Annotated in this window: 11 protein-coding genes; 5 read left to right on the top strand and 6 right to left on the bottom strand. The window is 59.1% G+C overall.

The window, feature by feature from the left end:
• Positions 1-25: 25 nt before the first annotated feature.
• Positions 26-856: an Mrp/NBP35 family ATP-binding protein gene (locus LKD23_RS01355; protein WP_227620079.1), complete on the bottom strand. Its 831-nt coding sequence runs from the start codon at positions 854-856 to the stop codon at positions 26-28.
• A 201-nt stretch (positions 857-1,057) separates the two neighbouring features.
• Between LKD23_RS01355 and LKD23_RS01350 the strand changes: the two genes are divergently transcribed.
• The 4 genes from LKD23_RS01350 to LKD23_RS01335 all read left to right on the top strand — a co-directional run bounded on the left by LKD23_RS01350 (position 1,058) and on the right by LKD23_RS01335 (position 6,435).
• Positions 1,058-2,647: an oligosaccharide flippase family protein gene (locus LKD23_RS01350; RefSeq protein WP_227620013.1), complete on the top strand. Its 1,590-nt coding sequence runs from the start codon at positions 1,058-1,060 to the stop codon at positions 2,645-2,647.
• A 94-nt stretch (positions 2,648-2,741) separates the two neighbouring features.
• Positions 2,742-4,640, top strand: a complete 1,899-nt coding sequence (locus tag LKD23_RS01345; protein ID WP_227620012.1) for a polysaccharide biosynthesis protein — start codon at positions 2,742-2,744, stop codon at positions 4,638-4,640.
• Positions 4,641-4,695: 55 nt separating this feature from the next.
• Positions 4,696-5,991, top strand: a complete 1,296-nt coding sequence (locus LKD23_RS01340; protein WP_227620011.1) for a diaminopimelate decarboxylase — start codon at positions 4,696-4,698, stop codon at positions 5,989-5,991.
• Positions 5,992-6,039: 48 nt separating this feature from the next.
• On the top strand, positions 6,040-6,435 hold the full coding sequence (locus LKD23_RS01335; RefSeq protein WP_227620010.1) for a hypothetical protein: 396 nt from the start codon (positions 6,040-6,042) through the stop codon (positions 6,433-6,435).
• A 188-nt stretch (positions 6,436-6,623) separates the two neighbouring features.
• Here the strand turns inward: LKD23_RS01335 and LKD23_RS01330 are convergent, their stop codons facing one another.
• From LKD23_RS01330 to LKD23_RS01310, 5 genes are read right to left on the bottom strand one after another with little or no spacing between them, the layout of a single operon-like run.
• Positions 6,624-7,400, bottom strand: coding sequence for a Cof-type HAD-IIB family hydrolase (locus LKD23_RS01330; RefSeq protein WP_227620009.1), 777 nt, complete (start codon positions 7,398-7,400; stop codon positions 6,624-6,626).
• Between the two features lie 28 nt (positions 7,401-7,428).
• Positions 7,429-8,268, bottom strand: coding sequence for a hypothetical protein (locus tag LKD23_RS01325; protein WP_227620008.1), 840 nt, complete (start codon positions 8,266-8,268; stop codon positions 7,429-7,431).
• A 28-nt stretch (positions 8,269-8,296) separates the two neighbouring features.
• Positions 8,297-8,881, bottom strand: coding sequence for an HD domain-containing protein (locus LKD23_RS01320; RefSeq protein WP_227620007.1), 585 nt, complete (start codon positions 8,879-8,881; stop codon positions 8,297-8,299).
• 12 nt (positions 8,882-8,893) lie between these two features.
• On the bottom strand, positions 8,894-9,514 hold the full coding sequence (locus LKD23_RS01315; RefSeq protein WP_227620006.1) for a CatA-like O-acetyltransferase: 621 nt from the start codon (positions 9,512-9,514) through the stop codon (positions 8,894-8,896).
• Position 9,515: 1 nt separating this feature from the next.
• On the bottom strand, positions 9,516-10,520 hold the full coding sequence (locus tag LKD23_RS01310; protein WP_227620005.1) for an RluA family pseudouridine synthase: 1,005 nt from the start codon (positions 10,518-10,520) through the stop codon (positions 9,516-9,518).
• Positions 10,521-10,751: 231 nt separating this feature from the next.
• On the opposite strand from LKD23_RS01310, the gene LKD23_RS01305 reads away from it, so the two are divergent.
• Positions 10,752-11,486 (top strand): JAB domain-containing protein, encoded by a 735-nt coding sequence (locus tag LKD23_RS01305; protein WP_227620004.1) that lies wholly within the window; start codon positions 10,752-10,754, stop codon positions 11,484-11,486.
• The last annotated feature ends 76 nt before the right edge of the window (positions 11,487-11,562 follow it).

Genomic DNA, 11,562 nt, shown 5'->3' with positions numbered 1-11,562 from the left:
GAAGGGCGGTGCAGGGGGATAAGTCTTACTTCAGCAGCTTCTCGCAGGCGTCAGCGGCACCCTCGAGGAACTGTCCGCCGTAGGTCTCGATCATGCCGGCGTCGGACAGCGCGGCCAGCTGGGGGTCGATGGGGCACTTGGCCAGCACGGGCAGGTGATGCTTTGCGGCCACCTCGTCCACATGGCTGTCGCCGAACACATTGATGTGCTTGCCGCAGTCGGGGCAGACGATGTAGCTCATGTTCTCGACGATGCCCAGCATAGGCACCTTCATCATCTCGGCCATGTTCACAGCCTTGGCGACGATCATGCTTACCAGCTCCTGCGGGCTTGCCACGACGACGATGCCGTCCACAGGCAGGCTCTGGAAGACGGTCAGGGGCACATCGCCCGTTCCCGGAGGCATGTCCACGAACAGGAAATCGACGTCCTTCCAGACCACATCGGTCCAGAACTGCTTGACCGCACCGGCGATGACGGGGCCGCGCCAGACGACGGGGTCCTCTTCGTTCTCCACCAGCAGGTTGATGCTCATGACGTCGATGCCCATCCGGCTCTGGATGGGCCAGCAGCCCTTGTCGTCCGCCATGGCGCGGCCATGGATGCCGAACAGCTTCGGGATGGACGGGCCGGTGATGTCGGCGTCGAGGATGCCGCAGTGGTAGCCGCGGCGTGCCATGGCGCAGGCCAGCAGGGCGCTGGTCATGCTCTTGCCGACGCCGCCCTTGCCGGACACGACGCCGATGACCTTCTTGACCCGGCTGTGCGGGTTGGGGGCGTCATGCTGGGGTGCAGCATTGCGGGAAGAACACGCTGCCCCGCAGTTGGAGCAGTCATGGGTACATTCTTCGCTCATTGTCTCATTGCGCACGGCCGTGGTACCGGGGTGCGCTTCCTCCTTGCATTCTTAGATCCTGTCTGGCAGAAAACGCTCCGCCAGATTCAATATGTATCATATCATAAAACTGGGAAAGAAACAACCCACGCCGCCGCTCATATTTCCCAGAGCGGCGTGCATACCTATAAAAGGATACGAGCAGGAAAGGGAGGGGGCGCAGTGGGGAAGAGCTATCTGAAAAACGCGGCCCTGATGACCGGAGCAGATGTCCTGCTCCGGCTGGCAGGGATGGGGCTGCGCATCTGGCTGGCGAACGCGCTGGGCGGCGAGGGGATGGGGCTGTATCAGCTGGTGCTGGCGGTCTACTCGCTTTTCGTCACGCTGGCGACGGCAGGCGTATCGGTGGCGGCCACCCGCCTGATGGCCGAAGAGCTGGCCCGAAGCCCGGCCGAGGCCCGGGGGATGCTGCGCCGTCTTCTGCTGGCGGGGGCTGGGCTGGGGGTGGCGGCGCTGGCGGCACAGTTCGGTCTGGCCGGCCTCGCCGCACGGTGGTGGCTGGGAGATGCTCGGGCGGCGGGGGCATTGCGCGTCTCGTCGCTGGGTCTGCCGTGGATGGCGGTGTCGTCGGTGCTGCGGGGCTTTTTCATCGCCCGGCGGCGGGTCGAGCCGAATGTCCTGAGCCAGCTGGCTGAGCAGACCGTCCGCATCGGCATCGTCTGGGCCGCGCTGGGCCGGGCCGACGCTCTCGGATGGGATGCAGGGCAGCGCTGTACGGCAGTGCTGGGCGCAACGGCGGCCAGCGAGGCCGTCAGCACCGGTCTGATGGCCCTGTTCTACTGCCGGGAGGCCCGCCGCTGCTTCGGCTCACAGCCTGCACAGCGTCCCCATGACCCGGGGAGGCGGCTCTGGGACATCCTCTGGCCGGTGGAGGGCGGGCGATGTCTCGCCAGTGCCCTCCACACCGCCGAGAATATGTTGGTCCCAGCCTGTCTTGCGGTCTATCTGCAATGCTCCGGCGGGCGTGCTGAGGCTGTGACCCAGTACGGAAACCTGAAAGGGATGGCCCTGCCCCTGCTGACCTTTCCCTTCGGGCTGCTGGGGAGTCTGTCCGTCCTCCTGATGCCCGAGATCACCCAAGCCCATCTCCGGGGGCAGAGCAGGCGGCTCTCCGTCCTCATCGACCGGATGCTACGGCTCACAGGCTATTTTTCGGCGCTGGCGGGGGCGGCATTCTGGGTGTGGGGACAGCCGCTGGCCGAGGCACTCTACGGCAGCGCGGAGGCGGGCAGCTATCTCGTCATCCTCGGCCCGGCCATGCCGCTGATGTACCTCGAGAGCATGGTGGACGGCGCGATGAAGGGGATGGGAGAGCAGAAAGCCGTCTTCCGGTACAGTATGTGGGACTCCTGCCTCCGCATCGCGGGGGTGGTGCTCCTGCTGCCCCGGTTCGGGATGAAGGGGTTTCTCTTCGTGATCCTGCTGTCCAGCCTCTACACCTGCGCCGCCAACACCGGGCGGCTGCTGTCCAGCTGCGGCCTGCCGCTGCGACTGTGGCGGTGGCTGGGGGCACCGGGTCTTGCGGGGACGGCCGGTGCCGGAGCGGGGCTGGTGCTGCGGAAGCTTCTGACCCCATGGCTGGCGAGAGGAGTGCCCGCGCAGCTGGCGGCGGTGGCGCTGGGCGGTGCGGGGATGACGCTGGTCTGCTTTGCGGCGGCATGGCCGCTGGGCCTCGGCGAGGAGCTGCGGGACGTGGCGGCAGGGGAGAGAAGACACAAAAGCGCTGGACATGGGGAGAAGAATCGAGTATAATGATACAGATACGATGGGGCGATAGGCCCTTGGGTCGAAAAAACGGCGGCTGGCGTCTCTCCGACACCGGCCCTGATGCAAAAGAGGACTTTCTGTGAAGGAAAAGAAAACAAGTATGCTGCAGGTGCTGGCCCGCCGGGCCTTTTTGGTGGTGCTGGACGCAGCCATCGTAGCCTTCAGCTTTTATTTTGCGCTCCTGCTCCGCGCAGACGGCGCAGTCGAGGCCTCATGGTGGCCTCACAACCGTGCCCTGCTCTACGCGAACCTGCCGTGGATCGTGGCGGTCTATCTGCTCAGCTTCTTGGGCGGGAGGCTCTACACCATCCTCTGGAAATACGCCGGAGAGCGGGATCTCATCCGTCTGGCTGGGATGATCGCTGCCCCGACGGTCGTGGTGTATCTGGTCAACCGCTGCTTCATCCATGGCGTGCTCTTCAACTCGGCCAACGCGATGGCTTCGGTGCTCATCTTCCTGCTCGTCGGCGGGAGCCGTCTGGCGTGGCGGCTCTTCCTGAACCACCCGTTGGGCGAGCGGCTGCGGGGCAACACCAGCAAAGACCCCAACCGCCCTGTGATGATCGTGGGCGCGGGCGAGGCCGGTGCGTGGGCCATCAACGTCTGCAAGAGCAACGGCAGCTACGGCCACCCGGTGGTGGCGGTGGACGATGACCCCGCCAAGCTGGGCCAGACCATCCACGGCGTCCCGGTGAAGGGCACGCTGGAGGAGATCCCCGACCTGTGCACCCGTTACAGCATCCACACCATCATCATTGCCATCCCGACCCTGCGGGGCAGCCGCCTGAACCATGTCATCGACCTCTGCGTCTCCACCCACTGTGCGGTGCAGATGCTCAGCGACCCCCAGCTTGTGGGGGCAGGTGCACCCCAGCAGGGGGCGTTCCGAGAGCTGAATACTGCCGACTTCCTCTCCCGTGAGGAGGTCACGCTGGACACGGCCCGGATCTCGGGCTACCTCACCGGCAAGACCGTGCTGGTGACGGGCGGCGGCGGCAGTATCGGCAGCGAGCTTTGCCGTCAGGTCATGCGCTTCAAACCCGCGAAGCTGCTCATCTTCGATATTTACGAGAACTGCGCCTACGAGCTGCAGATGGAACTGCAGCAGAAGTATGGCCGCGATGTGCCCATCACAGTGCTGGTGGGTTCCATCCGGGACAAGGCCCGTCTGGACGAGGTCTTTGAGACCTACCACCCCACGGTGGTGTTCCACGCCGCGGCCCACAAGCACGTCCCGCTCATGGAGATCAGCCCCGCCGAGGCCGTCAAGAACAACGTCTTCGGCACCAAGAACCTGCTGGTCAGCGCCAGCGAGCACGGCGTGGAGCGGCTGGTGCAGCTTTCCACCGATAAGGCCGTCAACCCCACCAGCGTCATGGGCTGCACCAAGCGCCTGTGCGAGATGCTCATCCAGACCTTCGCGGGCAACACCGACATGAAGTGCGTGGCCGTCCGCTTCGGCAACGTGCTGGGCAGCCACGGCAGCGTCATCCCGCTGTTCGAGGCGCAGATCAAAAAGGGCGGCCCCGTCACCCTGACTGACCCCAACATCGAGCGCTATTTCATGACCATCCCGGAGGCCGCGCAGCTGGTGCTGCAGGCCGGCGCATTGGCTGAGAGCGGCAGCATCTATGTGCTGGATATGGGTGAGCCGGTCAAGATCATGGACCTCGCAAAGCAGCTCATTCGTTTCTACGGCTATGAGCCGGGCGTGAATATGGACATCAAGATCGTGGGTCTCCGCCCCGGCGAGAAGCTCTACGAAGAGCTGATGATGGACGAGGAACAGGACAAGATGCGCCGTACCGGCCACAATAAGATCTTCGTGGCTCCGCCCCGGAACATCGACCTTGGCGAGTTCTATCAGCAGCTTCAGGAGCTGTCTGCCGCCGCCGAGCACAACGACGACAACGTCGTGGCCCAGCTGGCCAAGATGGTGCCTACCTTTACCCCCACCCGAGAGAACCTCAAGCTGTGAACTGCTGGCTGCACGGCATTCGGCTGTGTAAAAATATATGAGAGGGATGTATATCATGGAAAAGAAACCGTTTTTGACTGAGTCGATGGCTCAGGACATCATTCAGGACGTGCCCACCCCCTTCCACGTCTACGACGAGAAAGGCATCCGGGAGAACGCCCGCCGCATCAACAAAGCCTTCAGCTGGAATAAGGGCTTCCGCGAGTATTTCGCGGTCAAGGCTCTGCCCAACCCCGTCATCCTCCAGATCCTGAAGGAAGAGGGCTGCGGCGTGGACTGCTCTTCCCTGACCGAGCTGATGCTCAGTGAGGTGTGCGGCTTCAGCGGCAGCGACATCATGTTCTCCTCCAACCAGACCCCCGTGGAGGATATGAAGAAGGCCTACGAGCTGGGCGCTTATATCAACCTCGACGACGCCACGATGGTGGACTTCCTCGACCGGGTGGCCGGTGTGCCGGAGAACATCTTCTGCCGCTACAATCCGGGCGGCACCTTCCAGCTGGGCGAGAGCAAGGAGGGCTTTCAGGTCATGGACAAGCCCGGTGATGCCAAGTACGGCATGACCGAGGAACAGATGATCGACAGCTACAAGAAGCTGGCTGCAAAGGGAGCAAAGAACTTCGGCATCCACGCCTTCCTCGCTTCCAACACCATTTCGGACGCCTACTACCCCGAGCTGGCCGCGATCCTGTTCCAGCTGGCGGTTCGCGTCCAGAAGGCCACCGGCGTCCACATCGCCTACATCAACCTGTCCGGCGGCGTGGGCATCCCGTACCGTCCTGAGCAGACTGAGAACGACATCATGGCCATCGGCGAGGGTGTCCGTAAGAAATTCGAGGAGATCCTGGTCCCTGCCGGGATGGGCGATGTCGCCATCTTCACCGAGATGGGCCGCTTCACCACCGGCCCCTACGGCGCGCTGGTGGCAACTGCCATCCACGAGAAGCACATCTACAAGGAGTACATCGGTCTGGACGCCTGTGCGGCCAACCTGATGCGCCCCGCCATGTACGGCGCTTACCATCACATCACGGTGCTGGGCAAGGAGAATGCCCCCTGCGACCACAAGTATGACGTAGTGGGCGGCCTGTGCGAGAACAACGACAAGTTTGCCATCGACCGGATGCTGCCCAAGATCGACATCGGCGACATCGTGTATATCCACGACACCGGTGCACACGGCTCTGCGATGGGCTACAACTACAACGGCAAGCTGCGCAGCGCCGAAGTCCTGCTCTGCGAGGACGGCTCCCACCGTCTCATCCGCCGCGCCGAGACCCCCCGCGATTACTTTGCAACGCTGGACTTCCTGCCCTTCATGAAGCCGCTGCTGGGCGAGTACGACGACTAAGCGGTCTTCTGAGACCATTACACCAGAATAAAGCGAGGAACGACGCAGATGTTTTTTGGATTCCAACTCACCTGTGGCCTGATGCTGGTCTTTTACGGGTATTCGGTCATGAAAAATCCCCGGGTCTGGGGCGATCAGGGCCGTCAGGCCGTCAAGGCTGAAAATTTCCCCGAGTACTGCCGTCAGAACGGACTTTTCTTCCTGAAGGCGGGCTTTCTTATGGCCCTCATCGGTGCACTGGACGCACTGGTAACGCTTTCGGGCCTGCTGTACGTCCTGCTGTACCTGTTCGGGCTGGCTTTCGCGTTCTATCCGCTCACTCGCTGGTGCAAAGAGAACGAGGGCTTTTCGTGGCCATGGCCTCGTGTTGAGAGCGAGAAAAAGCGCATCAAAAAGCTGCGTCAGCAGCAGGAGGCCGAAAAGGCGGAACGAGAAGAAAAGTAAATAGCAAAAAAGAGGCCGCTGTAAAAGCAACCTCTCAGTCTCACTTCGTTCGACAGCTCCCCTACCGAGGGGGAGCCTCTGGCGAAGAGATTGGGCTTTCTGCCATGCCAAAGCCTCCCCTCGGTAGGGGAGGTGGCACGGCGAAGCCGTGACGGAGAGGTTGAACACAGCGGCCTCTTTTTGTTTTCTTAAATCAAACCATTTTCTTTGCAGTAGTGGTAAATACCATCCTCTGCACAGGTGCCGCAGACCTCGCTGGCGATGGCTTTCAAATCGGCAGAAGCGTTGCCCATGGCCACACTGTGGCCGACGGCCTGAAACATTTCTATATCGTTGTTCCCATCGCCGAAGGCCATGGCATCTTCCTTTGTCAGGCCGTAGTGGGCCAGTACCTTCCGGATGCCTGCGCCCTTGCCGCCCGAGGTGGGGATGATGTCTACGGCCCTGTCCCACCACGCGGCGATCTTTGCGCCGGTGGTGCCCTTGAGGATGGCAGGCCAGTCCCGCTCGCGGCAGCCCATCAGCAGCTGGAAAACTTCACCTCGGGAGACTTCATCGAACTTATCGGAAATGACCGGCGCTCGTCCGCCGATGGCATAATAAGCCGTCAGATCGTCGTCTGTGCCGTTGGAGAGCAGCTGCGTCCGGCCCGCGACCGAAACGGGCCGCCCCAGAGCAGCCGCATTTTTGAGGATGGTCTGCACATCCTGCGGCGGGATGGGGCTGGCAAAAATATCTCCGCGGCGGTCGTAGCAGTAGGAGCCGTTGTAGGTAAGAAAGACGTCGAACTCCACGCCGTCGAATCTCGGCACAATGAGCGGGGAACGCCCGGTGGCGATGGCCAGCAGGATGCCGTTTTGCTGTAAGCGGCGCAGAGCGTCTAAAGTCGGCTTGGTGATGCGCTTTTTCTCCATGTCGATGAGAGTACCGTCGATGTCGAAAAAGATGATGCGGGGCTTGCGCATAATGTGTGACTCCTGTAAAATATTGAATTTATATTAGACCATGAGAAATAAGAAATTCTTTGGCTTGCTTATACGCGTAGGTGCGTTTACTTCCACCGGAAAGTGAATAACCAAGTGATTGGGAATATTTGGAACCAAAAAAACGCAAATCAGCGCCATAATAATTCTCATCAAGAGATTTATGAAATTTTGAATCATCCTTCACGGATTCGGCAAAAGAATAAAAAAGATCTTTATAACGGCAACGATTTAAATTTCCACTGACTGAATGATCGATGTCGCGATATACACAGAAAATAAAAAATGCTGTACGGTTCAGCTCATCTAACTGTGCGAAAACAATATCGTATAGCATTCGTTTTCCACTATAGTAAGAAACACTAATGTGCATTTCATCAGCAAAATGAAAAAGCTCTGGATTAGGAATCCTATCATGATCGACATATCTGGAAATCAAAGCGGATGCATCATAAAAAGACAAAACAGCTGGAACAGAATTACCGTGATCTAGCGCGAGATCATAGAGATAATCTAGTTGAGCTGTGCTTGGAGAAGATGGAATTTCACGGGAATAGGTTATGGGCTGTTCATATCCTAATTTAATAATACTGTATAATACATCTTCATCTTTGAAAATCCGGATATGGCGTTTAGTGCGCATTCTTCCGGTTTTGGTAAACTTCCCAGAAAAGGTATAATCGGAGTAGTTAAGATTGCAGTCAGATAAATCGGAATAAAGCTGAGGATAAGAATCGTAATAATCGTTATCGTCATCAAATTTATTTGGTGATGATTTAGAATAAGAAACGGTTTTTTGGGAACTGGATGAAGAGAAAAAAGTGTTGAATAGAGAAGAAAAGAACCCCATAAAAACATCCCTTCCAATTTAATCTGGCTTACTTATGGGCCGTGGGCTGGCCCACGATGTCGTAGATGTCACGCCCGGCAAGCGCCTCAAAATGCGCCTTGATGGCGAGGTTGATGTCCCACTTGTTCTGCGGATAATCGCCATAGCGGCGACGGACATCCTCCATCCGCTCGATGATGTCCATTACGCCGTCAGCTCCGGCCAGCGAGTCGCAAAGCTGAATCAGGCGGTCGTATTCGTCGTAGACCATTGTTGCAAGGAGGTTTTCAATGAGCGCCGTTTCTTCGGGGCTGGTGTCTCGATTGCCGACGTAATCCTCCAGCGACTGGTTGTTGAAGGAGTGGCTCAGGCAGACCCGAGCCACCTCGTCGTACCCCAGCGAGAGCATATAGCGGCAGCCGTCCACGACGTGGCCGAGATGCCGCTTACCGTACCGGCGCCCGATGTCGTGGAGGAGGCCCAACACATAGGCCTTGTCCGCGTCCAGTCCGCAGGCGGCGGCGATGGCCTCGGCGCAGTGGGCTGCTGTGCGGCTGTGGTCGCCCCACGGGCCGGGGTTGTGCGGCTCGGCCTCTGTCAAAAGGGCCTCGGCGGTCTTGCGGTCAGGATACATCAGAATGCTTCCTTATAGTGCGTTGATGTCGGCCTGTAGTTTCTCGTAGAATTTCCCCAGATGGAGACCGTCGATGAAGCGGTGATTGACCTCCACCGACATCCCCAATTTCTTGCGGCCATTTTCCTCGCCATATCTGCCCCATGTGATGCGGGGGATGTTGTCGTCCCGGTCAAAATCCCGCTCGTTGGTGCAGCCGGTCAAATCAAACCACGGTGTGCAGGAGATATAGATGAGGTTGTCGTTCTCTTCGTCCTGGTCAAGAAGGGTCTTCTGGGCAGCGCTTCTCGCCTGTGCGGAGGCACAGAACTCCGCAATGCCACCGACTTTTGGCAGGGTGACGATGTGAAACTGCTCACTGCCGGGTTTCAGGTCGGTCAGACTGGGAATGCGCTCATCCAGCAGCCACACCTCGCCGTCCCGGATGGCGTAGCGGAAATTCTTCACACTGTTCACGGCGTCCGTCACGAGATACCCCATCGCGTAATAAAACGACAAATGCCGCTCCTTGACATAGCGGTAAAGGTTTGTTGCATCCACCCGGAAGGTGACGCTGTAAAAAGGGTGGGAAACAGCGGAGAAAAACTCGAACAATTCAGCCCGCTCCCAGTGGGTCCTATCGACTTTTTCCATCTTACTTCTCCTCGGCGGGGGCCTGCTTATTTTTATCCAGCGCGTCGAACTGCTTTACGATCTGCGGTTCTTTCAGTTTGATGACCTTGCCGGAGAGGTAGTGGAGGGTATTTTCCTCAGGGATGTCGAGGAAGCTGATACGGACGGCGCAGAGGGCCTGCGTCTTGGTGCCGGTGCGCTCGTTCATCTTCCGGTTGCCGTATTTGATGTCGCCCAGCACCGGCTTGCCCAGATAGGCCAGATGGGCACGGATCTGATGGGTGCGGCCGGTGATGAGGCCGATGCGGCAGAGGGCGAAGGGGCCTGCCGTCCGCAGCACATCCACATCGGTGATGATCTGCTTGCGGCGCTCGTCCTGTGACTGGTGGGCGTGGATGCTCACCTTGTTGTTCTTTTCGTCGTGCTCCCACCACGCGGTGAATCGTCCGCTTTGGGGGATGCCCACGGTAATGGTGTAATACTCTTTTTTGAGCAGGTCGGTGCGGATGATCTCGTTCATGTCCCGGAGGGCGGCGTAGCTCTTGGCCGCGATGACGAGGCCCTCGGTGCCCCGGTCGAGGCGGTTGCAGATGCCGGGCTTGAAGCGGTTCTCGCCCTGCGGGTCGTACTCGCCTTTTTGGGCCAGATACTGGGTAAATGCGTCCACGAGATTCGCGTCGCCGGTGCGGTCGCTGTGGCAGAGCAGGTGGGTGGGCTTGTAGAGGACGGCGATGTTCTCATCCTCGTAGATGACCGTCACCTTGGGCTGGTTCTGCTGTTTCTTGGGGACAGGTTTATGGGCAGGCTTTGCACCCTCCGGCGGGAAGAACTCGTCGTTGATGTACAGCTCGATGAGGTCGCCGGCCTTGATACGGTCTTCGGGCGCACCCTTTTTGCCGTTGACCTTGATGCGCTTGTTGCGGAAGCTCTTGTATAAGAGGCTGGTAGGGAAGTCGCGGGTCACGCTCTGGACAAAGCGGGAGAGGCGGACGCCCTCGTCGTTGGCGGTGGCAGTGTATTGTTTCATAAAAGCATATCCTTTTTTGTTTTCTGAAAAGATGTCGTTTGTCTTTTTGCCGAAGCCCCCCTACAAGGGAAGCTGGAGAGGAGCCTGCGATGAGACTGAGAGGGCTGCTTCTACCTTATAATAATCTACTCTCCCCATGAAGTCAACGCAGAATATTTTCGGTCGGCTCTTGTCTTTTGCTGAAAATGGGGTACTATAAAAGAAACGACTGCAATGCAAAGGAGCACAGCTATGGCGGGACAGAACATAAGCCACGAGGGACACCGACAGCGGATGCGCACCCGGGTGGAACAGTACGGGCTGGAAAGCCTCGCACCCCACGAAGTGCTGGAATACCTGCTCTACATCACCAACGCCCGCCGGGACACCAACGGCATCGCCCACGCACTGCTGGAACGGTTTGGCAGCTTTACCGGGGTGCTGGAGGCCAGCGAAGAAGAGCTGTGCAGTGTGGCGGGCATCGGCCCGGCCAGCGCCCGGATGCTGCATCTCCTGCCCGAGGTGAGCCGATACTATGAGCACGACCGCACCAGTGCCGAGGGTGCGCTGACGACCACCGAGCGGCTGGTGACTTACCTGAAGCCCCGCTTCGCCGGGGCAAGGCAGGAGAGGGTCCTGCTCCTCTCGCTGGACAGCCGCAGCCGGGTAAAGGGAGTCTGCTGGCTGAAAGAAGGGAACAGCCGGATGGTGGGTCTGGAGGTGAAGGATGTTGTCTCGGCGGCGCTCCGAGGCGGGACGGAGAGTGTTGTGCTCTGCCATAATCACCCGAACGGTGTGCCGCTGCCCTCCCGGGAAGACCTTGCCGCCACAGAAAACATCGTCCGTGCGCTGGGGCTGGTGAAGATACGCCTGCGCGACCACATCATCATCGCGGAAAATGAGTATTTTTCCATGCGGGAATCCAACCGCCTGCCCTTCTACGACTTCGAGACCGGCACAATGTTACGCCCATATGGAAGAGAATGATTTACATTATAAAATAATTGTGGTATAATAACGCTACGACATACAACTAATCGTAGTTTCAAAAAGGAGGGCTTTT

Origin of the sequence: Faecalibacterium butyricigenerans (assembly GCF_020687345.1) — a bacterium.
Classification (GTDB): Bacteria; Bacillota; Clostridia; order Oscillospirales; family Ruminococcaceae; genus Faecalibacterium; species Faecalibacterium butyricigenerans.
This window is presented reverse-complemented; position numbering and strand designations above follow the sequence as displayed.

Bases quoted from the DNA above. Each gene is read 5' to 3' on its own strand.
- LKD23_RS01355 (WP_227620079.1), bottom strand. From the start codon at position 856: ATGAGCGAAGAATGTACCCATGACTGCTCCAACTGCGGGGCAGCGTGT.
- LKD23_RS01340 (WP_227620011.1), top strand. From the start codon at position 4,696: ATGGAAAAGAAACCGTTTTTGACTGAGTCGATGGCTCAGGACATCATT.
- LKD23_RS01335 (WP_227620010.1), top strand. From the start codon at position 6,040: ATGTTTTTTGGATTCCAACTCACCTGTGGCCTGATGCTGGTCTTTTAC.
- LKD23_RS01330 (WP_227620009.1), bottom strand. From the start codon at position 7,400: ATGCGCAAGCCCCGCATCATCTTTTTCGACATCGACGGTACTCTCATC.
- LKD23_RS01325 (WP_227620008.1), bottom strand. From the start codon at position 8,268: ATGGGGTTCTTTTCTTCTCTATTCAACACTTTTTTCTCTTCATCCAGT.
- LKD23_RS01320 (WP_227620007.1), bottom strand. From the start codon at position 8,881: ATGTATCCTGACCGCAAGACCGCCGAGGCCCTTTTGACAGAGGCCGAG.
- LKD23_RS01315 (WP_227620006.1), bottom strand. From the start codon at position 9,514: ATGGAAAAAGTCGATAGGACCCACTGGGAGCGGGCTGAATTGTTCGAG.
- LKD23_RS01310 (WP_227620005.1), bottom strand. From the start codon at position 10,520: ATGAAACAATACACTGCCACCGCCAACGACGAGGGCGTCCGCCTCTCC.
- LKD23_RS01305 (WP_227620004.1), top strand. From the start codon at position 10,752: ATGGCGGGACAGAACATAAGCCACGAGGGACACCGACAGCGGATGCGC.